This window comes from Rhodococcus sp. IEGM1428, from assembly GCF_050321865.1.
Classification (GTDB): Bacteria; Actinomycetota; Actinomycetes; order Mycobacteriales; family Mycobacteriaceae; genus Rhodococcoides.
This window is the reverse complement of the sequence record NZ_JBNQFW010000005.1, coordinates 400,746-421,773: the sequence shown is the minus strand read 5'-3', so window position 1 is coordinate 421,773 and position 21,028 is coordinate 400,746. Positions and strand designations below refer to the sequence as shown.

Annotated in this window: 22 protein-coding genes; 12 read left to right on the top strand and 10 right to left on the bottom strand. The window is 64.4% G+C overall.

Annotated features, from left to right (window positions below; genetic code table 11):
* Window positions 1-200: 200 nt before the first annotated feature.
* The 3 genes from ACQR3T_RS23230 to ACQR3T_RS23220 are packed head-to-tail and all read right to left on the bottom strand — an operon-like array spanning window position 201 to window position 1,938.
* Window positions 201-494, bottom strand: coding sequence for a hypothetical protein (locus tag ACQR3T_RS23230; protein ID WP_428694940.1), 294 nt, complete (start codon window positions 492-494; stop codon window positions 201-203).
* On the bottom strand, window positions 491-1,105 hold the full coding sequence (locus ACQR3T_RS23225) for a MarC family protein (RefSeq protein ID WP_032375910.1): 615 nt from the start codon (window positions 1,103-1,105) through the stop codon (window positions 491-493). The genes ACQR3T_RS23230 and ACQR3T_RS23225 overlap by 4 nt, the downstream gene beginning before the upstream one ends.
* Window positions 1,102-1,938, bottom strand: a complete 837-nt coding sequence (locus ACQR3T_RS23220; RefSeq protein ID WP_428694939.1) for a PHP domain-containing protein — start codon at window positions 1,936-1,938, stop codon at window positions 1,102-1,104. The genes ACQR3T_RS23225 and ACQR3T_RS23220 overlap by 4 nt, the downstream gene beginning before the upstream one ends.
* A 57-nt stretch (window positions 1,939-1,995) precedes the next feature.
* Between ACQR3T_RS23220 and ACQR3T_RS23215 the strand changes: the two genes are divergently transcribed.
* Window positions 1,996-3,084, top strand: coding sequence for a magnesium and cobalt transport protein CorA (locus ACQR3T_RS23215; RefSeq protein ID WP_032375912.1), 1,089 nt, complete (start codon window positions 1,996-1,998; stop codon window positions 3,082-3,084).
* Between the two features lie 140 nt (window positions 3,085-3,224).
* Window positions 3,225-4,193, top strand: a complete 969-nt coding sequence (locus tag ACQR3T_RS23210) for a lipase (protein WP_428694938.1) — start codon at window positions 3,225-3,227, stop codon at window positions 4,191-4,193.
* 5 nt (window positions 4,194-4,198) lie between these two features.
* Here ACQR3T_RS23210 and ACQR3T_RS23205 read toward each other — a convergent pair whose 3' ends face one another.
* Entirely contained in the window at window positions 4,199-4,792 is a 594-nt protein-coding gene (locus tag ACQR3T_RS23205; protein ID WP_428694937.1) for a suppressor of fused domain protein, read from the bottom strand.
* 95 nt (window positions 4,793-4,887) lie between these two features.
* On the opposite strand from ACQR3T_RS23205, the gene ACQR3T_RS23200 reads away from it, so the two are divergent.
* The 4 genes from ACQR3T_RS23200 (at window position 4,888) to ACQR3T_RS23185 (ending at window position 8,516) form a co-directional block, all read left to right on the top strand.
* The gene (locus ACQR3T_RS23200) at window positions 4,888-5,604 is read left to right on the top strand and encodes a metallophosphoesterase family protein (RefSeq protein ID WP_032375944.1); all 717 of its coding nucleotides are present in this window, start codon (window positions 4,888-4,890) and stop codon (window positions 5,602-5,604) included.
* On the top strand, window positions 5,594-6,454 hold the full coding sequence (locus tag ACQR3T_RS23195; RefSeq protein WP_032375913.1) for a hypothetical protein: 861 nt from the start codon (window positions 5,594-5,596) through the stop codon (window positions 6,452-6,454). The genes ACQR3T_RS23200 and ACQR3T_RS23195 overlap by 11 nt, the downstream gene beginning before the upstream one ends.
* 144 nt (window positions 6,455-6,598) lie before the next feature.
* The gene (locus ACQR3T_RS23190; RefSeq protein ID WP_032375914.1) at window positions 6,599-8,035 is read left to right on the top strand and encodes an MFS transporter; all 1,437 of its coding nucleotides are present in this window, start codon (window positions 6,599-6,601) and stop codon (window positions 8,033-8,035) included.
* 193 nt (window positions 8,036-8,228) lie between these two features.
* On the top strand, window positions 8,229-8,516 hold the full coding sequence (locus ACQR3T_RS23185; RefSeq protein ID WP_032403030.1) for a hypothetical protein: 288 nt from the start codon (window positions 8,229-8,231) through the stop codon (window positions 8,514-8,516).
* Window positions 8,517-8,577: 61 nt separating this feature from the next.
* Here ACQR3T_RS23185 and ACQR3T_RS23180 read toward each other — a convergent pair whose 3' ends face one another.
* The 6 genes from ACQR3T_RS23180 to ACQR3T_RS23155 form a co-directional block, all read right to left on the bottom strand.
* The gene (locus tag ACQR3T_RS23180; protein WP_032375915.1) at window positions 8,578-9,747 is read right to left on the bottom strand and encodes an ABC transporter ATP-binding protein; all 1,170 of its coding nucleotides are present in this window, start codon (window positions 9,745-9,747) and stop codon (window positions 8,578-8,580) included.
* 5 nt (window positions 9,748-9,752) lie between these two features.
* The gene (locus tag ACQR3T_RS23175) at window positions 9,753-10,586 is read right to left on the bottom strand and encodes a carbohydrate ABC transporter permease (protein ID WP_032375916.1); all 834 of its coding nucleotides are present in this window, start codon (window positions 10,584-10,586) and stop codon (window positions 9,753-9,755) included.
* Window positions 10,586-11,536, bottom strand: a complete 951-nt coding sequence (locus ACQR3T_RS23170; RefSeq protein ID WP_032375917.1) for a carbohydrate ABC transporter permease — start codon at window positions 11,534-11,536, stop codon at window positions 10,586-10,588. Before ACQR3T_RS23170 ends, ACQR3T_RS23175 begins: the two co-directional genes overlap by 1 nt.
* Window positions 11,533-12,855, bottom strand: a complete 1,323-nt coding sequence (locus tag ACQR3T_RS23165) for an ABC transporter substrate-binding protein (RefSeq protein ID WP_032375918.1) — start codon at window positions 12,853-12,855, stop codon at window positions 11,533-11,535. The genes ACQR3T_RS23170 and ACQR3T_RS23165 overlap by 4 nt, the downstream gene beginning before the upstream one ends.
* A gap of 195 nt (window positions 12,856-13,050) precedes the next feature.
* Window positions 13,051-13,539: a general stress protein gene (locus ACQR3T_RS23160; protein WP_008714301.1), complete on the bottom strand. Its 489-nt coding sequence runs from the start codon at window positions 13,537-13,539 to the stop codon at window positions 13,051-13,053.
* Between the two features lie 69 nt (window positions 13,540-13,608).
* Window positions 13,609-14,565 carry an HpcH/HpaI aldolase/citrate lyase family protein gene (locus tag ACQR3T_RS23155; RefSeq protein WP_428694936.1) on the bottom strand — a complete coding sequence of 319 codons (957 nt, stop codon included), beginning with the start codon at window positions 14,563-14,565 and terminating at the stop codon, window positions 13,609-13,611.
* A 59-nt stretch (window positions 14,566-14,624) separates the two neighbouring features.
* Between ACQR3T_RS23155 and ACQR3T_RS23150 the strand changes: the two genes are divergently transcribed.
* From ACQR3T_RS23150 to ACQR3T_RS23125, 6 genes are all read left to right on the top strand, one after another.
* Window positions 14,625-15,899: a magnesium transporter MgtE N-terminal domain-containing protein gene (locus ACQR3T_RS23150; protein WP_032375920.1), complete on the top strand. Its 1,275-nt coding sequence runs from the start codon at window positions 14,625-14,627 to the stop codon at window positions 15,897-15,899.
* 20 nt (window positions 15,900-15,919) lie between these two features.
* On the top strand, window positions 15,920-16,465 hold the full coding sequence (locus ACQR3T_RS23145) for a DUF1003 domain-containing protein (protein WP_052064891.1): 546 nt from the start codon (window positions 15,920-15,922) through the stop codon (window positions 16,463-16,465).
* Between the two features lie 122 nt (window positions 16,466-16,587).
* The gene (locus tag ACQR3T_RS23140) at window positions 16,588-17,460 is read left to right on the top strand and encodes a lytic transglycosylase domain-containing protein (protein ID WP_032375922.1); all 873 of its coding nucleotides are present in this window, start codon (window positions 16,588-16,590) and stop codon (window positions 17,458-17,460) included.
* Window positions 17,461-17,521: 61 nt separating this feature from the next.
* On the top strand, window positions 17,522-18,658 hold the full coding sequence (locus tag ACQR3T_RS23135) for an Mrp/NBP35 family ATP-binding protein (protein ID WP_032375923.1): 1,137 nt from the start codon (window positions 17,522-17,524) through the stop codon (window positions 18,656-18,658).
* A 92-nt stretch (window positions 18,659-18,750) separates the two neighbouring features.
* The gene (locus ACQR3T_RS23130; protein WP_428694935.1) at window positions 18,751-20,208 is read left to right on the top strand and encodes an amino acid ABC transporter substrate-binding protein/permease; all 1,458 of its coding nucleotides are present in this window, start codon (window positions 18,751-18,753) and stop codon (window positions 20,206-20,208) included.
* Entirely contained in the window at window positions 20,205-20,978 is a 774-nt protein-coding gene (locus tag ACQR3T_RS23125; RefSeq protein ID WP_094704189.1) for an amino acid ABC transporter ATP-binding protein, read from the top strand. Before ACQR3T_RS23130 ends, ACQR3T_RS23125 begins: the two co-directional genes overlap by 4 nt.
* Window positions 20,979-21,028: the final 50 nt, after the last annotated feature.

The following is a 21,028-nucleotide window of genomic DNA, read 5'->3' as shown; positions in this document are numbered from 1 at the left end:
TGGGAATGGAGAGCACTCGGAGTGCGCCAGTGCTGGCTGCAAACTGCCGAAAGCGTGTCTCGCAGGTGCGGCGGGTGTGCCGACACGATCAGCGATGGGCTGTAGCCCTATCGGTGGGCTCAGTGTGCCACACCGCTCGGCCACCTGACCACAGAGTCAGAAGCAAACCCCATCCACTGTCGTCATTGCCACCCCTCCCGTCATTGCCACCATTGTGTCCACAGCACCAGGCCGGTGACGACGAAGACGACGAGTGCACCGACGAACGCGGAGAACCCGCGACGATGATCCGCGATGCGCTGGGCGACCACGGCCACGGCGGCGGCGGCGATGTGTGCAGCGACGGAAAGACCCCCTGGCCCGGGGAAGCCGCGGGAGTGTCCGAGATATTGAGTGACGGCGACACCGATCGCGAGCACCACCAGACCCGCGGTGACGACACCGCTGAGCCCGCGCAGGAAGCGGAGCCCCGCTCCCGCCCTGGCCCCGGTCATCCGCCGGCCACGAATCCGCGGACCGAATCCGCGATCAACTGCACCGCAATGGCGGCGAGCAACAAACCTGCGATACGCGCCAGCAGCGAGATGCCACCTTCACCGAGAAGACGGATCAGCACCGTCGAGAATCGCAAGATCAGGAAGAACAGCACGTGAATAGTGATGATGCCCAACGCAATTGCGAGTAACGAGCCCGCGTCACCGTCGGCCTGGCTGACGTAGACGATCACTGCGGCGATGGCACCGGGACCTGCCATCAGCGGGGTCCCTAGCGGCACGAGGGCCACGTTGACGTCCTCCGCCGCGGAGTCGCCGCCCGCACCCTTGCCGGTGAGCAACGACAGAGCGATGAGCAGCAGCAGCAATCCGCCCGCGCCTTGCAGTGCCGGAATGCCGATGTGCAGGTAGCTCAGAATCGCCTGACCGCCGATGGCGAACACCGAGATGACGGTCAGCGAGACGGCGGGTGCCTGCCACGCGGCCTTGTTGCGAGCTTCCTTGCTCTTGCGGCCCACCAGGGACAGGAACACCGGGATAGCGCCCGGCGGGTCCATGATGACGAACAGGGTGATGAGTACGGTCAGGTAGAGCGTCACATCGAAGGTCATGAGCGAGCCGCCGCAACTATTCGGTCGTATTGGTCCGGGGCAGTGGTGTATTCGCCGAGTTGCACCGTCTTGTTGGTCCCGTGGTAATCCGAGGACCCCGTGACGATCAGGTCCAGTTCTGCGGCGAGATCGGCCATCACCACAGTGTCCTCGGGCGAATGATCCATGTGATGGACCTCTACTCCGCCGAGCCCCAACGGCGTCAGTTCTCGAATGTGGTCCAGGTCGAGGATGCGTCCACGCGCGCGGGCCCGAGCATGCGCGAGCACACTCACCCCGCCTGCTGCCGCGATCATCTGTACCGCAGCCTCGAGCGGAGTGTCCACCTTCTCCACGTAGTACTTGCCGCCGGTCGCCAACGGACCGGCGAACGCGGCGTTCATGTCCGGGACGTATCCGGCGTCGATCAGAGCTCGGCCGAGATGGGGACGTCCGGCTGCGGCACCGGCCGAGGCCAACACTGCGTCGGGATCGATCGGCAGACCGTCGGCCGCCATGTTCTCGGCGATGGCTCGCAACCTCGTCACCCGTTCGCCGCGCAGACGCGCGCGCTCGGCCGCGAACGCATCGTTCTCGGGGTCGAAGAGGTACGCGAGCAGGTGCACGGGAACCGGTTCGCCGTCCTCACCGCGTCCGGTGCACGAGAGTTCCATACCGCGCACGAGCGTCAGACCGGGAGGAACGGCTGCGGCCGCTTCGTCCCAGCCCGACGTGGTGTCGTGGTCTGTCAGCGCCACCACCGACAGTCCCGCCGCCGACGCCGCGTGGACCAGCTCGGCCGGACTGTCGGTACCGTCGGACGCCGTCGAGTGGGTATGAAGATCGATGAGCACCTCGACAGTGTTCCAGGCTCGCCGTCTCGTCGTTTTGCTGGCGTACGATTGCCCGCCATGCCGTCCCTTCCACCTCGACCGTCGCTACCGTCATTGCATCGACGAGGACCCAAGGCCGCACACGATCCGGGCCCGAGAATTCCGGTGCCCACGGCCCGCGCGATCGTCGACTGCGCGGTGTACGTCGACGGCTCCCGATTGCCCGGCAGATTCACCCACACCTCGGCCATTGCGGAGGTACGTGCGCGCGGCGAGGGGTTTGTGTGGGTCGGCCTGCATGCGCCCGACGACCATCAGATGAATGCGATCGCGCAGTGCTACGGACTGCACGAATTGATGGTCGAGGACACCGTGCACGCACACCAGCGACCGAAACTCGAACGCTACGACGACGTCGCATTCCTGGTGCTGCGCACGGTGAAGTACGTCGAGCACGAGTCGGTGACCACCGCCAACGAGATCGTCGAGAGCGGCGAGATCATGGTGATGGTCGGCAGCGACTTCGTCATCACCGTCCGGCACGGTGAGCATTCGGGGTTGGCCGGCGTCCGGCAGCGCCTCGAAGCGAACCCGGAACAGCTCGCACTCGGGCCGTCCGCAGTGCTGCACGCTGTGGCCGACCACGTCGTCGACGAGTATCTGGCGGTGACCGAGTCGATCGAGCGAGACGTCGACGGCATGGAAGAGGAGGTGTTCTCCCCGCACCACCACGTGCCCATCGAGAACATCTACCTGCTCAAGCGGGAGGTCGTCGAGCTGCGCCGGTCGGTTACGCCGCTGTCGACGCCGTTGGCTCGTCTGGTGCAGGAACCGAGCGTGCCGAAGGCCGTGCGACGGTATCTGCGCGACGTGCAGGACCACCACACCACCGTCGCCGAGCGGATCTCCGAGTACGACGAGGTACTCAGCTCGCTGGTCGATGCCGCATTGGCCCGGGTGACGATGCAGCAGAACCTGGACATGCGCAAGATTTCGGCGTGGGTGGCGATCGCCGCAGTACCCACCATGGTCGCGGGCATCTACGGGATGAACTTCGACAACATGCCCGAGCTGCACTGGACCTACGGCTACCACCTGATCGCGGGGATCGTCGCCTGCGTCTGCATCGGATTGTGGCGCACGTTCCACAAGAACGACTGGCTGTAGAAGCCACGCTCGACGTTGGACGTCGTCCAACGTCGAGCGTGGGTAGTTGGTGATTGCCCCGACCACCGCCGGGTGACGAACCCACCCGTTCACGCCGGATGAGACTGCAGAAGCCCTGCATCGTCATTCGGAAGGGATCGATGAGAATCCGCACGCTGATACTGGCCGTCGCCGTCGCCGTGATCTGTTCGTCCGCGCCGGGGGCCGCGTCGGCTCAGCCGGTATACGCCGATCCCGCCGGTCCGCCGCTGACCGTCGCGCAGGCCGATCTCGACAAGGCACTCACGTGCACCACGGATCTGCACGACGCCACCCACGATCCGGTTCTGCTCACCCCGGCTTTCGCCACCGATCAGCAATCGTTCGGTTGGAACTATCTGCAGTCACTGCCCGCCGCAGGGATACCGGTGTGCAGCCTCTCGCTGCCGGACGAAGGGTACGGAGACCTACAGGTCGGCGCCCAGTACGTGGTGCACGCGGTTCGGACGATGTCAGCCGACAGCGGTCGCCAGGTCGTCCTGATGGGTCACCAGCACGGCCCGCTCGACGAGCTGTGGGCGTTGACGTTCTGGCCCGACCTGCCTGCCCTGGTGTCGGATTTCATCTCCCTCGCCACCCCGTACAACGGCACCGACTCGGCCCGCTCGGGGTGCGACGACTCGCAGGAGTGCCCGCCGGCGAACTGGCAGATCGCCACCGGATCGAAGTTCCTCACCGCGCTGGCGGCCCGTCCGCTGCCCGCGGGACCCAGCTACACCTCGATCTTCACGCGCTTCGACGAGCTGATCTATCCGCAACCGCACGCCAGCACTCTCGCTGGAGCCGCGAACATCGCCGTCCAGGACATCTGCCCACTGCGACCGGTCGAACACTTCGGCATTCTCGGTGACAACGTCGCGTACAATATCGTCCTCGACGCACTCGACCACAACGGACCCGCTGTACGGCAGCGCATTTCGAAGAACCTGTGCTTCACGACGACAATGCCCCATCTGCGCTACACGCTGGAATCGTCGATCACCGGATTTGCCTACGGCCTCGGCGTTCCCCAGCATTTCGAGGACGACTCCGTGGCAACCGAACCCGAGCTGGCGTCCTACGCGCGGTAACTTCGTCAGAGGCTGGCGGCAGACCGGTTGGGATCGCGGACGTCGATCCCCGCCTCGGCCCAGGCCTCACGCAGCGCATCGGCTCCGCGCAACCGCACCCAGGCTGCCTCGGTGCCGGTGAGAGGGACGGCGGCCAGAAAGCGAACCGGATCGTAGGGCTCGGGCAGTGTCAGATCGGCGATGTCGCTCGCCCCGAGCAGCACAGCGGTGAACGGCGCGTTGGTCCACAGCGGCTCACTCAGATCGAGCAGCGCGTCCTCTACGAGTACGACGCCCTCCACCGCGGGTGACGCAGCAAGGACGGCCAGGCTCTTGTGCACGCCCGAGGCCACGCCTGCACCGCCTCGGAGAGTCAGCACCAATTCGGCTCGGGGGCCACGCGAGGGATCTGCGACGAGTTCGTTGGGATCGGCCATGGGGTGCCGGGAACAGCCGAGACTGACGTACCGGACCACGTCGGAGTCCGCGAAGAATCTCAGGACGTCCAGCGGCTCGAGGCCGAGGAACGTCACCGACGCCGACGACGGATTCTCGTCGCCGATCTCGGTCAGCAGATGTGCGCGTACCGCTGCAATGACACTGTCGCTCACGTGACCCATCCAACACTGTCGCTCACCTGACCCATCCAACACCACCGATGCCCGAGAAGTCCGTTCGGAGGTGCCACCCAACGGAGGTGGGTACCGTCGTACCCGTGGTCTCCGTTCTCGCAGTGTCCGACGAAACGATCGAATCCCTGTGGAGTCCGCAGGTGAAGTCGCTCGGAGTCGACTTGATTCTCGGCGCAGGCGACCTTCCGTTCGACTACCTCGAATACCTCACCGATGCCTTGAACGCGCCGTGCGTATTCGTTCCCGGCAACCACGACGCGGACCTCACCGGCTACTCGGCCGGACGTGCGGGATGGATGCGCGCCGGGCTCCCCACCACCTGGCCCGGGCCCGTCGGAGCCGTCAACGTCGATCGCCGAATCGTCTCCGCGGCGGGCCTGCGGATCGCCGGTCTCGGCGGGTCCATCCGCTACAACGGTGGGCCCAACCAGTGGACCCAGCGGCAGCAACGTCGACGCTCACGCACCCTGACTCGGACGTTCGCGTGGCATCGCAACGTCCGCAAAGACCTTCGGCCCCTGGACATTCTGCTGACCCACAGTCCGCCGCTCGGCGTCGGAGACGACACCGACCCCGCACACATCGGTTTCGACTGCCTCGACGAGGTGACGCGAAGACTCGCCCCACAGTTGTTGTTGCACGGCCATATTCATCCGCACGGCGCTACGCCGGAGGATCTGACCCTGCACGGCGCAGCGGTGATCAACACCGTCGGGTACACCCTGCTCGAGATCGAACCGGGCGGACAGAGAACCGAATTCGAGGCACCGAGGATCGTGAGGCGCAGGCATGGCACGTGACACCGGATTTCCGGCCGCCGATGCGGAGAACGACTTCACCCGCCAGCGCCGACGCGCCGACGTCGCCCGTCTGGTCGGATGGCTCCGGCGTCAACCCGACGACGTCAACACCATCCTGCCGTTCGACGAGGTGGTTGCCGCGCTCGGCAAGGTGGGCGAGCGTCACCTCGGCCTGCAGGTCATTCGCGTCGAGACCATCGTCGGAAGCGTCGACCGCACTCGCGATTTCGACCGCTTCTTCCGGCCGACGTCGGCGCGCATTCGTGAACGCTGGCAGCGACTTGCAGCCGCTCAACGCCGCGGCGAGGCGATGCCCCCGATCCAGGTGTACCGCATCGGCGGCATGCACTTCGTCGTCGACGGCCATCATCGAGTGTCCATCGCGTTCGCCATGCACCGAACGTCGATCGACGCCGTGGTCACCGAGATCATCACGCGCATCTCACCCGAGGGCATCACCCGACGCGGCGACCTGCTGATCAAGGATCACCGGCGCATCTTCCTCAGTCGTGTCCCGTTGGTGGGCAAGGCCCGCGAGGCCGTCCAGGTGACCGATCCGTTCGATTACGCCCAACTCAGCGAGTCGGTCGAGGCGTGGGGCTTCCGGCTGATGCAGGAGGTCGGGGAATTCGTCGACCGCGGTACCGTCGCGCGGCGTTGGTTCGGTGAGGAGTACCTACCGGTGGTGCGCATGGTGCGCGCGGCCGAAATCCTCGAGGATCGCACCGACGCGGAGGCGTACCTCTGGATGAGCCGGGAGCGTTACCGCCTGGTGCGCGAACACGTCTGGAACGACGAGATCGTCAGCGAACTCCGGCAGAAAGCGCTGGGCAAACCCACCCGGCCATAGCAGTGCCTGCGTCGATGCTCGGCCGTCGTGGCGGCCTCGGCTCACTTCCCTGACATACAGATCTCTGATAGTTACTTAGATGCGTTCATCATTTTATTTTTTTCGGTTCCACGCATAGTCGATAGGTAACGAGGTAGTTCTTTCATGTCCACCCGCCGCATACTGCTGCCCGGACTCTGTTTCATCGTCATGACTCTCGCGGTCCTGCAGACGATGGTGGTCCCCATCGTGCTGACCATCGGCACCCAACTCGGGGTCAGCACCACCGCCGCCGGATGGGTACTGACGGCCAATCTCCTCGCGGCGGTGATCGCCACCCCGGTCATCGGGAGGCTCGCCGACCTGCACGGTAAGCGTCCGGTGCTGATCGGTGTGCTCACTGTCGTCCTCGCCGGATCTCTGCTCGCGGCCCTGACGCACTCGTTGCTGTGGCTGATCGTCGGCCGGGTCCTGCAGGGCGTGGCCTACGCGCTGTTCCCCATCGCGCTTGCCGTCCTTCGCGACGAGATGCCTCCTCGTAAGCTCGTGGGCTCGATGGCCGTCCTGTCCGGCACACTCGGCGTCGGCGGCGGGTTCGGACTGGTGTTGACCGGGCTGCTGACGGCCAACGGTGCCGACTACCACCGCGTGTTCTGGCTCACTGTTGCGTTCGTGGTGCTCGCTCTCGCGATCGCCTGGTTCGGTGTACCGGCACGTCCGAGAACCAGTGGCGGCACGGTCGACTGGTGGGGAGCTGCACTGCTCGCGGTTACTCTGCTTCTGCTGTTCCTCGCCCTGACCCAGGGCCGCACCTGGGGGTGGGGTTCGATTGCCACCATCGGGTGCGCGGTTGTCGGTGTAGTCGCGGGGGCCATCTGGTGGAACTTCGAGAAGCGCGCCGACGAGCCACTCGTCGCACCCCGCATGCTCACCCACGGCCCGTTGCTCGCCACCAACGTCGCCACCTTGTTCGTCGGTATCGGGATGTTCGTCAATTTCCTCGCCTGCTCGTACTTCGTGCAGACACCACGAGCCGTGGCCGGCTACGGCTTCACCGCGAATGTTCTCGAGGCGAGCGTCGTCTATCTGCTGCCCGGCGCGGCGGTGGGAGTAGTCGCAGCCGTCGTCAGTGGCCGTCTCATCCGGTCGTTCGGGCCGCGGCGAGTACTGATCGCAGGAGCCGCGATCGGGCTGTTCGGATTCGTCTTCGTCGCACTCGCCCACGATCACACCTGGCAGCTGATCACCGCAGGCATCGTCATCAACATGTTCGTCAGTCTTGCGTTCGCTGCCCTGCCGAACCTGCTCATCGCCGAGGTCAGCGCAGCGGACACCGGGGTGGCGAACAGCGTCAACTCGATCGTCCGGACAGTCGGTACCTCGATTGCGAGCGCCACGCTGTCCACCGTCCTGGCCATGTTCACCATCGACGGGACGGCCGTTGCCCGCGAGAGCGTGTACACCGCAGCCTTCGTCGCAGGCGCGGTGGCCTGCCTCGTCGTCGTACTCGCAGCCCTGGCCATCAGGAGCACCCCCGCCGCTCGGGAATCCGTGCGAGTGGCCGAGTCCGAGCCGACCACCACGTCGAACATGCCGGTATGACGCACTGCCGACCGCCTCACAGCAGCCTGACAGGTGACACCCTCCTCCGACCAGGACGCGGACCGTTCAGCCGCTGGTCGAGGCCCCTGGCAGGAAACTCGTAATCTACTGGGAGTCAACGAATCTGCCTTTCGGGTGACCTCATGCGTACCTAGTGTCGTGGAGGTACGAACACCGACGAGAGGCACACCTGATGAACACCAAGAAGATTCTCACCCGCGCAGCAGTCACCGGAGCATTGGTGGCCATCCCTCTGGTAGCAGTCACCGGCACCGCGTCCGCCGATCCCCTGTGGTCCGACCGCGACGATCGTGACCACAGCGCGCCGCAGTATCAGCAGAACCAGCAGCCCGATCAGTTCCGCCTGCCCGAACTGTTCCCACAGGCACCGGCACCGCAGCTGCAGAACCCGGCACCGAACGTGGTCCCGTTCGACTTCTTCCAGGGATACCAGTTACCGACCACAGGTTCCGCGTTCTGACCCATGTGAGCGGAACTTCGTAGCCCACCACGAAATTCCGCTCACATGCGCGTAGCGCTCTCTACAGCGTCAGATTGGCACCCGAGGCCTGGTCGAACACCGAGATCTTCGCCGGGTCGAACCACAGTTCCACCTGACCACCCTCGGCGGCCTTGGACTCGGCCGCCAGACGTGCAACGACCTGTGCGCCACCGAGATCGGCGATACCAGCGTCGGCTGCCAGTTCCTGCAGCTCACTGGATTCGACGCGGGCACCCTTGAGCGTGAAGTAGACGTACTTGTCGCTGCCCATCGACTCGAGCACGTCGACGGTGGCGGTGAAGGTGGCACCGCTCATCTTCTGGTAGCCGTCGATCAGCGCCGCATCCTCGAAATGCTCGGGGCGGATACCGACGACCACCTCGCGGCCCGGGTTCTTGGCCTTGATCGCATCCATCCGCTCGAGCGGGATGTCGATCTCACCGAGCGCGGTGGACACACCGTTCGAGGTGAGCTGTCCGGGAACGAAATTCATCGAGGGCGATCCGATGAAGCCGCCCACGAACAGGTTTCGCGGCTTGTCGTAGAGCTCCTGCGGCGACCCGATCTGCTGCACCAGTCCGCCGCGCAGCACCACGACGCGGTCGCCGAGGGTCATGGCCTCGGTCTGATCGTGCGTGACGTAGACGGTGGTGGTGCCCAGGCGCTTCTGCAGCCGCGAGATCTCGGCGCGCGTCTGCACACGCAGCTTCGCGTCGAGGTTGGACAGCGGCTCGTCCATCAGGAAGGCCTTGGGTGTGCGAACGATGGCGCGGCCCATGGCAACTCGCTGCCGCTGACCACCGGAGAGGTTCGCCGGCTTGCGGTCGAGGTGCTGACTCAGGTCGAGGATCTTGGCTGCCTCCTCGACCTTGGTGTTGATCTCGGACTTCGAGAGCTTCGCCAGAGTGAGCGGGAAGGCGATGTTCTGACGCACCGTCATGTGCGGGTACAGCGCGTAGGACTGGAACACCATCGCGATGTCGCGGTCCTTCGGTGCACGCTCGTTGACTCGCTCCCCCGCGATACGAAGTTCGCCCGAGGAGATGTCCTCGAGTCCGGCGATCATGTTGAGGGTGGTGGACTTTCCGCAACCGGACGGCCCGACGAGGATGATGAATTCGCCGTCGGCGATGGTGATGTCGACGTCGCTCACCGCAGCCGCGCCGTCGGGGTAGAGCTTGGTGACTTTGTCGAGAACGATTTCGGCCATGACGGTTATCCCTTCACTGCGCCGGACGTCAAGCCCGCCACGATACGTCGTTGGAAGAAGAGCACAAAAATGATGATCGGGATCGTGATGACGACTGCTGCCGCCGCGATCGACCCCGTGGGCTCCTCGAACTGAGAGCTACCGGTGAACTGCGAGATGGCCGCCGGGACGGTGACCGAACGCTCCGTTGCCGTCAACGAGATGGCGAGCAGCAGGTCGTTCCAGGCGAAGATGAACACCAGAATGGCGGCGGTGACGATGCCGGGGGCAGCCAGCGGGGCGATGACCTTGCGGAACGCCTGTGCGGGCGTCGCGCCGTCCATCTTCGCTGCCTTTTCGAGCTCCCACGGAATCTCGCGGAAGAACGCCGAGAGGGTGTAGATCGCCAACGGCAATGCGAAGGTGATGTACGGAATGATCAGTCCCGGCCAGGTGTCGAACAGTCCCAGCGAGCGGGAGATGTCGAACAGCGGTGTCACCAGCGAGATCTGGGGGAACATCGCGATGAGCAGCGCCGCACCGACGAGTGCCTTCTTTCCCGGGAAGTCCAGGCGAGCAACGGCATACGCGGCCATCGTGCCGATCACCACGGCGATCACCGTGGTGATCAGTCCGATGCCGATCGAGTTCACCAATGCCGAGGTGAACTGATTCGTCGAGAAGATGCCCTTGTAGTTGTCGAAGGTGATCGAACGCGGAATGAAGTTGCCGTCGGCGATGGTGGCCGTCGACTTGAACGACAGGCTGATGATCCACAGCAGTGGAACGAGTGCGTATAGCAGGACGAGGACGTTGACTACCGTCCAACCGACCTTCTTGCGAGGCGTAACAGTGGTCATTACTTGCGGCCTCCGTCGTCGGATCCCGGTGCCGAGGCACCGAACAGCTTGATGAACACGAACGCGATGATCGCGACGCAGAAGAAGATCAGGATGCTGATCGCCGACCCGAGTCCGAGGTTGAACGCCCCGAACAGGTTGTTGTAACCGAGAATCGAGACCGATCCGGTTTCGTTGCTACCTCGGGTGAGCACGTAGATGTTGTCGAAGATGCGGAACGCGTCGAGGGTGCGGAAGAGCACCGCAACGAGAATCGCCGGCTTCATCAACGGAATCGTGATGCGCATCAACCTGGTCCACGCGCCTGCTCCGTCGACCTCGGCCGCCTTCAGCAGATCGTCGGGCACCAGCGCCAGCCCTGCCAGGAGCAGCAGCGCCATGAACGGCGTGGTCTTCCACACCTCGGCCAACACGACGATCGCCAGCGACGGGAACTGCTCGGTGAGCGGAGCACTACCGTCGGGCAGCAGATTGGCGAGATATCCCGTGCCCGGGGTCCATGCGTAGTACCAGCTGTACGCCGCGGCGACGGTCACGATGCCGTACGGGATGAGCACCACGGTGCGCACCAGTCCACGGCCGAAGATGGTGCGGTGCATGACCAGAGCCACCGCCAGGCCGAGGACGAACTCGATGATGACCGAGATGATCGTGATGCCCGCCGTGACACCGAACGCCGTCCACCAGTACCCGTCGGAGAGCACCGTGACGTAGTTGGAGATGCCGACGAATTCACGATCCTCGGGGAACGCGAGGTTGTACTTCTGCAGGCTGAGCCAGAACGCGTAGATGATCGGATAGCCGGTGACTGCGATCATCAGAATCGCTGCGGGTGCGATGAGCAACAGTCCCAGCCGCCGTTCGGCCTTCTTGCCGTCGGAGACGTTCTTCAGGGCTGCCTGCTTGTCCAGAGGCTGCGACTGGGGCTCTGAATCGGTAGGAGCACTCATGGAATCAACCCTTCGGAATTGACGGCCTTGGTGACCAGATCAGCGAGCTTGTCCACGTCGGCTACCGGATCGATGTTCTGCGGTGGGTTGAGCGCATCGGTCAACAGAATCGAGATGCTCTGGTAGGCAGGCGAAACGGGTCGCACAGCCGCAGATTCGATGGAACCGAGGACGCCTTCCCAGGCGGGATAGACGGATTGGAACTCAGGGTCGGAATACAACGACTTCAGTACCGGCGGCACACCGCCGTTGACGGCGTTGTTGCGCTGGTTCTCTTCGTTGGTGAGGCATTCGACGGCCTCCCACGCGAGGTCCTCGTGCTGAGTGGTCTTCGCGACGCCGATGTTGAATCCACCGATGGTGACCTTGGCGGGCTCGCCGGGATTCACCTCCGGATACGGAGCGCTACGGAAGACCTCGGCGATCCGCGCGTCCTGCTGATCGGCAGGCACGTTCGCGAGATCGAGGAACGAGACGGCACCGGCGATCGCGTTCTCCTTCAGGCCGGGCAGCACGAACGGGTAGTTGACCTGGAAGGCCATCCGTCCCGATTCCATCCCGAGCCGGGCCGTCGCCTCGTCGCTCTGCGAGACCGACGGATCGTGGCCGTCGGCCGTGGCGACCCGCTTGATGATCTCGAGAGCCTTCTCGGTGGCGGCGCGATGCTCGGGAGTGTCGTTGAGAGTGACCGTCGTTCCGTCTTCCCCGACGACCGATCCACCCGCACTCTCGAGCAGCGAGTTGAACCACACCATGAAACCCTCGTACTGCTTGGCCTGGACGCCGATCTGCGCGGGCTTGCCTGCGGCCGCATTGGCCTCGGCCACGTCGATCAGCTGGTCCCACGTCTGCGGGGGCACCCCGTCGGGCACCTCGTCCGGCCGATACCAGAGCAACTGGGTGTTGGAGTTGAGCGGAACCGCATACAGCTGGTCCTGCCATTCCGCGGTGGCGAGCGGTCCTTCGAGCGTGGAGCCGTCGCGCAGCTTCGCGGACAGGTCTTCCGGGACGGGCAATGCCCATCCGGCTTCGGCGAATTCGGCCGTCCACACCACGTCGAGCGTCATCAGGTCCAGCGTCTTGTCGTTTCCGGCGAGGCGTCGCGCGAGCTGGAGACGCTGATCGTTCGCGCTCTTGGGCAGCGTCCGCTGCTCCACGCGGTATCGACCGTTAGAGGCATCCGAACACACCTGCGCCGCAGCGGCGTACTGCTCTGCGCCGTCTGCGGCGGTGTAGAAACTCAGAACCGGAACCGAACTGTCGGACGAACCACACGCTGCGAGCAACGGACTCGTGACCAGAGCCGCTGCTGCCAACACCCCTATTCTCGTCGCTTTGCCACGCCTACGACCACGATGTCTCGGCACTTTCCGCCTCCGTACGTTCAATTACTCGCGCAGCACACTGTGTGGGACTGCCGTGCACGAAAGAAACGTAACCGAACTCACTGGCATAGAGGGCGATTTGGGGCTATTCCGTTACCTGTCGGTTGCCTGGTCGTCCACCAGGTGTGATCAGATCGACAGTTTGGCGAGCAGGTCGCGTGCTTTCTCCGCCGTTCGAGGCTCGCAGAGGACGTCGTATCGACCCGCCACCAACTGCATGCTCGACGCGAAATCTCGCTGCCCCTTGGTGGCCGCGTACGGAATGGAGGCCGAGATCAACCCGAAGATGATGCCGCCGCCGACGCCGATGAGCAGGGCTCCGAAGATGTTCTCGCTGAAGATGCCGAGCACCAGGCCGAGGAACACTCCCAGCCACGCACCCGAAACGATTCCTCCACCAATGACTTTGGGCCAGGTGAGGCGGCCGAGGACGCGTTCGACCTGCATCAGGTCGACGCCGACGATCGTGACGTCCTGCACCGAGAACTCTTCGTCGGAGAGATAGTCGACGGCGCGCTGCGCCTCGGCATAGGTGGGGTACGAACCGATGGGCCAACCGGAGGGTGGCGTCGGCAGTCCCTGCCCTGGGCGACCGGACTGAGAGAGGGGATTGGTCATGCCTCCATTGTGCCCCGAAACGGACACCTGGCACACCCGTCGTGCAGGTTCACGGAGTTCGATGTGAGGTCAGGAGGTGGGCGGCTCGAACGTCGTCGTGCGCGTCAGGCCGGCCGCGCGCCCCTTCGCCGTGACGACCAGAGCCATCTTGCGGCTCGCCTCGTCGATCATCTCGTTGCCGAGCATCACCGCCCCGCGAGCGCCGCCCGCCGCGGAGGTATGGAACTCGTAGGCGTCGAGAATCATCTCGGCCTTGTCGTAGTCGGATTGGAGCGGCGCGAAGATCTCGTTGGCGGCCTCGATCTGCGTCGGATGCAGTACCCACTTACCGTCGAAACCGAGGCCGGCCGTGCGGCCCGCCGCCCGACGAAAGGCATCGAGGTCACGAATCTGCAGGTACGGGCCGTCGATCGCCTGCAGTCCGTGAGTTCGTGCGGCGAGCAGAATGGTCATCAGAATGTGGTGATAGGCGTCGCCGGTGTCGTATCCCACCGGCTGTTCGCCGACCACGAGGGTGCGCATGTTCACGCTGGCCATCAGATCCGCGGGCCCGAACACCAACGTCTGCACCCGGGGACTCGCGGTCGCGATCTCGTCGATGTTGCGCAGGCTGCGTGCGCTCTCGATCTGCGGCTCGATCCCGATCGCACCGACGTCGAGACCGTGTTCCTTCTCGAGCTGAGTCAGAAGAAGATCCAACGCCTGGACGTGCGCGGCGCACTCGACCTTCGGCAACAGGATGGCGTCGAGATTGCGGCCTGCGCCCGAGACGACGTCGATGACATCGCCGTACGTCCACTGCGTCGTCCAGTCGTTGACGCGCACGACCTTGATCTGATCGCCCCAGCCATCGGAGTTCAGCGCATCGACGATGCGCGCCCGAGCCTCGATCTTCGCGATGGGGGCGACGGCATCTTCGAGATCGAGGAAGATCGCGTCGGCAGGCAGACCCTTGGCCTTGGCGATCATCTTGTCCGAACTGCCCGGAACGGCCAGTACCGATCGCCGTAGGCCCGACGCATTCACCGCAGCACAACCCCTGTCTGATTCATACTCTGTATTGTCCAGCCTCTAACCTTGCCATCATGGCAGCACTGAGCAAGGTATTCGCGGCCAGGCTCGCAGGCCTGGGCGTCCTGGGCCCCGACGGCGAATCGATCGGCCGGGTTCGCGACGTGGTCATCTCGATGCGCGTCGGCAGAGCGCAACCGAGAGTTCTCGGCTTGGTGGTCGAATTGGCAACTCGCCGAAGAATTTTCGTGCCGATGCTCCGCGTGACCAGCATCGAGCCCAACTCGGTTCAACTCACGACCGGTAACGTCAGCCTGCGTCGATTCACCCAGCGCGCCAACGAGATTCTGGTGTTCGCGCAGATCCTCGACTCCAAGGTGCGCGTCGACGATCCCGAGCTCGACGAGCTGCACGACGCAGATTCGATCGTCGTCGACCTCGGCATCGAGCTCACCCGAACGAGGGACTGGGTGGTCGCACGAGTGGCTGTGCGTAAGCAGCGTCAGCGCCTCGCGCGCCGCGGCGCGATCCACGTCGTGGACTGGCAGCACGTGCAGGGGCTCACGCAGAACGAGCTGTCCATGCCCGATCAGGGTGTGGCGCAACTGCTCATGCAGTTCGAGGATCTTCGCGCGGCCGATGTGGCGAACGCGATGCGCGAGCTGCCCGTCAAGCGCCGTATGGAGGTGGCGCGGGCTCTCGACGACGAGCGACTCGCGGACGTCGTTCAGGAGCTGCCCGACGACGATCAGGTGGAGTTGATGCACTACCTCGGTGTGGACCGCGGTGCCGACGTGCTCGAGGCCATGGACCCGGACGACGCCGCCGACCTCCTGGGCGAGCTGCCCGAGACCGAAGCGGAATCGCTTCTGCGCCTGATGGATCCGGAGGACTCCGCGCCTGTCCGTCGCCTGCTCGAGCACTCCCCCGACACCGCCGGTGGTCTGATGACCCCCGAACCCGTCGTTCTCACCGCGTCGACGACGGTGGCCGAGGCTCTCGCCCGGGTGCGCAACCCCGACCTGACGCCTGCGCTGGCCTCCCTGGTGTTCGTCGTGCGGCCCCCGACCGCGACGCCGACCGGGCCGTACCTCGGCTGCGTCCATTTGCAGCAGCTACTGCGAGAACCCCCGGCGAGCTTGGTCGGCGGAGTGGTGGACAGCGCTCTTCCGCGGTTGTCCCCCGACGACAGCCTCACCGCCGTGACGCGATACTTCGCGACGTACAACCTCGTCTGCGGCCCGGTGGTCGACGACGAGGACCACCTGGTCGGGGCCGTGACCGTGGACGACGTCCTCGATCACCTGCTGCCCGAGGACTGGCGAGATCAGGAAGTGGCGGGACAGTGAAAGAAACAGCACGCCAGAGAATGGACACTCCGCGTGGATCGCGGATGTTCAACGTCAATCTCGACTTCGATCTCGGCAAGTCGGGCGAGAAAGCCGCCAGATTCCTCGGCACGGGGCGCTATCTGGCCATTCAGACCGGCATCGTCATCGTCTGGATCTTCCTCAACGTCGTTGCGGTCAATCTGCAGTGGGACCCCTACCCCTTCATCCTGCTCAATCTCGCCTTCTCGACTCAGGCCGCCTACGCCGCGCCGCTGATTCTGCTGGCCCAGAACCGGCAGGACGACCGCGACCGCGTCTCCCTCGAGGAAGATCGCTCCCGCGCCCAACAGACCAAAGCCGACACCGAATTCCTGGCCCGCGAACTCGCTGCGCTGCGCATCGCCGTCGGTGAGGTCGCCACCCGCGACTACCTGCGCCGCGAACTCGACGAGATCAAGGCACTGCTCGAGCACGCAACAGGTCAGCCGGTCACATCGCCGAAGAAAGCACGCAAGAAGGCAGCCGCGCGGGTGCAGGACGATGCCGGTGCGCCGGACGCCTCCGATAACGATCCGCTGCCCTGACCGCACGGCATCGCCGCTGATAACAGCCCGATAACAGAACAGTCTCGAATCAGGTACCCTCGATCCCGGTCATCAGCTCGGGCCCCGGACGTCGTCCGGGGAAATCAGGAGGTACAGCACGCGTGGGTCGTCACAGAAAAGCATCGACTTCCAAGGTTCGACGGAATTCGGTGATTGCTCTGGCAGGTCTCGTCCCCGCAGGACTCGTCACCGCCGCCACCAGCGCCGGAGCAACGGAATACATTCCGTTCGTCAGCGCGAAGACCTCGCCTGCAGCGCAGGAATCGAACTCGGTGGTCGAGACCCCGCAGCCGATCACCCAGGACCAGCAGGCCCAGCCGGTGGCGCAGGCCGAGCTTCCGGTACCGGCACCGGTCCCTGCACCCGCGCCGGTCCCTGAGATCCCGCCCACACCGGAGCTCCCCACCAACCTGGCCGTCAGCCCCATCGCGATTCCGGTGGTCAACGTCGCCGCCTACAAGAACGCCGAGCGGATCCTCGCCCAGCAGCAGCCCGGCTGCGGCATCAGCTGGACCGTCATCGCCGGCATCGGCCGCGTCGAGTCCACCCACGCCAACAACGGCAAGGTCGACGACTCAGGCGAGCTGCACGAGCCCATCCTCGGACCGGTTCTGAACGGCACCCTCGCCGGCAATCAGGTGATCCGTGACACCGACGGCGGCGCACTCGACGGCGACACCCAATACGACCGCGCAGTGGGACCGATGCAGTTCCTGCCCTCGACGTGGAACCTGTATCACGCCGACGGCAACGGCGACGGAGTCTCCGACCCACAGAATCTGTACGACGCAGCCCTGGCCACCGGCATGTACCTGTGCGACGACGGCACCAACATGCGTGACCTGGGATCCACCACCAGAGCGATCCTGCGCTACAACAATTCGATGGCCTACGTGGCGAACGTGCTGGCATGGTCGGCCGGATACGCCACCGGCATCGTCCCGACGTCGGACCAGCTCCCGCGCATTCACTGATCGGGTGTCCGCGCCTGCCCTGCTGTCCATCGACGCAGTGCCCACCGCCTAGCATGAGGCAATGGCTGTACTGACCGAATCCGACGTTCGGACCGCGCTCACGAAGGTGATCGACCCCGAGATCCGCAAACCCATCACCGATCTGGGAATGGTCAAGAGCATCGATGTATCCGCCGACGGTTCCGTCGGTGTCGGCATCTACCTCACCACCTCCGGCTGCCCGATGAAGACCGAGATCAGCGATCGCGTCAAGAACGCCGTCGCCGACGTCGCAGGCGTGGGCACCGTGACAGTCGAGCTCGACGTCATGAACGACGAGCAGCGCACCGAACTGCGCAAGTCTCTGCGCGGCGATTCCGCCGAGCCCATCATCCCGTTCGCACAACCCGGGTCCCTGACCCGCGTCTACGCGGTGGCGTCGGGCAAGGGCGGCGTGGGCAAGTCCAGTGTGACGGTCAATCTCGCGGCATCACTGACTGCTCGTGGGCTGTCGGTGGGCGTGCTCGACGCCGACATCTACGGCCATTCCGTGCCTCGCATGCTCGGCAACGACGCGCGGCCGACGCAGGTCGAGAAGATGATCATGCCGCCGCAGGCGCACGGCGTGAAGTTCATCTCGATCGCCCAGTTCACCCAGGGCAACACTCCGGTCGTCTGGCGCGGACCGATGTTGCACCGCGCGCTACAGCAATTCCTGGCCGACGTCTTCTGGGGCGACCTGGACGTGCTGCTGCTCGACCTTCCCCCCGGCACCGGAGACGTGGCAATCTCTGTCGCCCAACTCATTCCGAGTGCCGAGATTCTTGTGGTCACCACTCCGCAGCAGGCCGCGGCCGAGGTTGCCGAGCGAGCCGGAGCAATTGCCCTGCAGACCCGCCAGCGCGTCGCAGGCGTCGTGGAGAACATGTCGTGGCTCGAACTGCCCGACGGCACCCGCATGGACATCTTCGGATCCGGTGGCGGACAGGACGTATCGGACAGACTCACGAAAGCTGTCGGTGCCAGCGTTCCCCTGCTGGGCCAGATTCCCCTGGACACCGCCGTCCGCGAGGGTGGTGACGCCGGGATGCCGATCGTATTGAGCAACCCGGAATCGCCTGCGGCACAGGCATTGGAGGCCGTCGCCGCGAAGTTGGCAGTCCGCGAACGTGGACTGGTCGGAATGTCGCTCGGAATCGACTCGGCCCGCAAGCTCTAGAAACGACGGTTATACCCGACAAACGACGTCGGGAACAGGGCAGAAGCCTTAGGATTTGCCTTCAATCCTACTGTCGATAGAGAGTGGCCTTCATGAAGAAGCCGCATCGGATCAGGCCGGTCGTCGTTCCGGTTCTGATCGCCCTGATGATGACCCTGCTGGGATCGCTACTCGGTCCTGGCCTGGCATCCGCACAACCCGCCCCGCCCGCGCAGAACTACTCGATCGCGACCGACACCACGTTCGCACCGTTCGAATTCCAGGACGAGAGCGGCAAACTCGTCGGAATCGACATGGACCTGCTGGCGGCGATCTCGGTCGATCAAGGCTTCGACTACACCGTCGAGCAGGTCGGGTTCGATACCGCGCTCCAGGGCGTCACCAGCGGCCAGTTCAACGGAATGATCGCCGGCATGTCGATCACCGACGAGCGCAAAGCCACTTTCGACTTCTCCGAGCCGTACTTCGATTCCGGTGTCCAGATGGCAATTCTGGATTCCAACGACGAGATCACGGGATACGAGGATCTGCGCGGTAAGTCAGTCGCAGTCAAGAACGGCACCGAGGGCGCGACCTTCGCCGCGTCGATCGCAGATCAGTACGGCTTCACCATTCGAAGTTTCGACGACTCGGCCACCATGTTCGAGGAAGTGCGCACCGGCAACTCGGCGGCCGCCTTCGAGGACTACCCGGTGCTCGCCTACGGCATCACCCAGGGCAACGGATTCAAGACCGTCACCGATAAAGAAGCCGGTGCCAGTTACGGATTCGCCGTCGCCAAGGGCACCAACGCGCAACTGCTCGAACAGTTCAACACCGGACTGGAGAACCTGCGCGCCAACGGCCAGTACGACCAGATTCTCGACACCTACCTCAACGCCGACGCATCCACCGCGGACACGTCCATCCCCGGCCTGATCGCCAGCAGCTGGCAGTTGCTGCTCAAGGGCTTGTGGCTGACCATCGTGTTGACCGTCATTTCCATCGCCATCGCGTTGGTGCTCGGCGGAATCTTCGGCCTGTTCCGCGTCTCGACCAACATCGTGCTCCGCGGAATCGGCACCACCTACGTCGACATCTTCCGTGGCACACCGCTTCTGGTGCAGGCATTCTTCATCTACTTCGGTGTCCCCGCGGCGCTGAACTTCCAGATGTCGGCGTTCACCGCAGGCATCATCACGCTCTCGCTCAACGCCGGTGCCTACATGGCCGAGATCGTCCGCGGCGGTATCCTCGCCGTCGACAAGGGACAGATGGAGGCCTCGCGCAGCCTCGGCATCAGCTACCTCAAGTCGATGCGAAAAGTGGTGATGCCACAGGCAATTCGCACGATGATCCCGTCGTACATCAATCAGTTCGTCATCACGCTCAAGGACACCTCGCTGCTCTCGGTCATCGGCCTCGCCGAGTTGACGCAGACGGGTCGTCTGATCATCGCTCGCAACTTCGAGTCGTTCAACATGTGGCTCATCGTCGGCGTCCTGTACTTCATCATCATCATGGCTCTCACCAAGCTGTCGAACCGGCTCGAGAAGAGGATCAACAAATGAGCACCGAACTGACCAAGGACCTGCCGGTCGACAACGGTCCGGGAACGAAGATCTCGATCAAGGGCCTGCAGAAGGCGTTCGGCGACAACACGGTTCTCAAGGGCATCGACGCCGAGATCGCCAACGGTGAAGTGGTGTGTGTGATCGGCCCCTCGGGCTCGGGCAAGAGCACGTTCCTGCGCTGCCTCAACAAGCTCGAAGACATCACTGCCGGATCGGTCGTCGTCGACGGCACCGACCTCACGGGCAAGAACGTCGATCTGGACAAGGTGCGCCAGAACATCGGCATGGTGTTCCAGCACTTCAACCTCTTCCCGCACATGACCGCCCTCGAGAACGTCATGCTCGCGCCCGTCGAGACCAAGAAGATGTCGAAGTCGCAGGCGAAGGAGTCGGCTGCGAAGTTGCTCGAACAAGTCGGCCTGTCCGAGCGCGCCGACTACAAGCCGGCCAACCTCTCGGGCGGGCAGAAGCAGCGTGTCGCCATCGCGCGAGCATTGGCCATGAGCCCGTCGATCATGCTGTTCGACGAGGCCACCAGCGCACTCGACCCCGAGATGGTCGGCGAAGTACTGCAGGTGCTGCGCGACCTCGCCAAGGGCGGTATGACGATGGTCGTCGTCACCCACGAGATGGGCTTCGCGCGCGAAGTCGCGGATCGAGTGATCTTCATGGCCGAGGGCGTCATCGTCGAGGAGGGAACCCCCGACGAGTTGTTCGGTAACCCACAGAACCCACGTACCCAGGACTTCCTGAACAAGGTGCTCTAGCCGCCCGCTCTCCCGTTTGCCCACCGCGCCCCGCCCGCTACCCCCCGTCC

What these genes read in the sequence shown, in the direction of transcription:
- ACQR3T_RS23185 (WP_032403030.1), top strand. Translation starts at nt 8,229, where the DNA reads ATGAACACCAAGAAGATTCTCACCCGCGCAGCAGTCACCGGAGCATTG.
- ACQR3T_RS23150 (WP_032375920.1), top strand. Translation starts at nt 14,625, where the DNA reads ATGGCAGCACTGAGCAAGGTATTCGCGGCCAGGCTCGCAGGCCTGGGC.
- ACQR3T_RS23195 (WP_032375913.1), top strand. Translation starts at nt 5,594, where the DNA reads ATGGCACGTGACACCGGATTTCCGGCCGCCGATGCGGAGAACGACTTC.
- ACQR3T_RS23225 (WP_032375910.1), bottom strand. Translation starts at nt 1,105, where the DNA reads ATGACCTTCGATGTGACGCTCTACCTGACCGTACTCATCACCCTGTTC.
- ACQR3T_RS23170 (WP_032375917.1), bottom strand. Translation starts at nt 11,536, where the DNA reads ATGAGTGCTCCTACCGATTCAGAGCCCCAGTCGCAGCCTCTGGACAAG.
- ACQR3T_RS23145 (WP_052064891.1), top strand. Translation starts at nt 15,920, where the DNA reads ATGGACACTCCGCGTGGATCGCGGATGTTCAACGTCAATCTCGACTTC.
- ACQR3T_RS23130 (WP_428694935.1), top strand. Translation starts at nt 18,751, where the DNA reads ATGAAGAAGCCGCATCGGATCAGGCCGGTCGTCGTTCCGGTTCTGATC.
- ACQR3T_RS23175 (WP_032375916.1), bottom strand. Translation starts at nt 10,586, where the DNA reads ATGACCACTGTTACGCCTCGCAAGAAGGTCGGTTGGACGGTAGTCAAC.
- ACQR3T_RS23230 (WP_428694940.1), bottom strand. Translation starts at nt 494, where the DNA reads ATGACCGGGGCCAGGGCGGGAGCGGGGCTCCGCTTCCTGCGCGGGCTC.
- ACQR3T_RS23210 (WP_428694938.1), top strand. Translation starts at nt 3,225, where the DNA reads ATGAGAATCCGCACGCTGATACTGGCCGTCGCCGTCGCCGTGATCTGT.
- ACQR3T_RS23190 (WP_032375914.1), top strand. Translation starts at nt 6,599, where the DNA reads ATGTCCACCCGCCGCATACTGCTGCCCGGACTCTGTTTCATCGTCATG.
- ACQR3T_RS23180 (WP_032375915.1), bottom strand. Translation starts at nt 9,747, where the DNA reads ATGGCCGAAATCGTTCTCGACAAAGTCACCAAGCTCTACCCCGACGGC.
- ACQR3T_RS23125 (WP_094704189.1), top strand. Translation starts at nt 20,205, where the DNA reads ATGAGCACCGAACTGACCAAGGACCTGCCGGTCGACAACGGTCCGGGA.
- ACQR3T_RS23205 (WP_428694937.1), bottom strand. Translation starts at nt 4,792, where the DNA reads ATGGGTCACGTGAGCGACAGTGTCATTGCAGCGGTACGCGCACATCTG.
- ACQR3T_RS23135 (WP_032375923.1), top strand. Translation starts at nt 17,522, where the DNA reads ATGGCTGTACTGACCGAATCCGACGTTCGGACCGCGCTCACGAAGGTG.
- ACQR3T_RS23160 (WP_008714301.1), bottom strand. Translation starts at nt 13,539, where the DNA reads ATGACCAATCCCCTCTCTCAGTCCGGTCGCCCAGGGCAGGGACTGCCG.
- ACQR3T_RS23215 (WP_032375912.1), top strand. Translation starts at nt 1,996, where the DNA reads ATGCCGTCCCTTCCACCTCGACCGTCGCTACCGTCATTGCATCGACGA.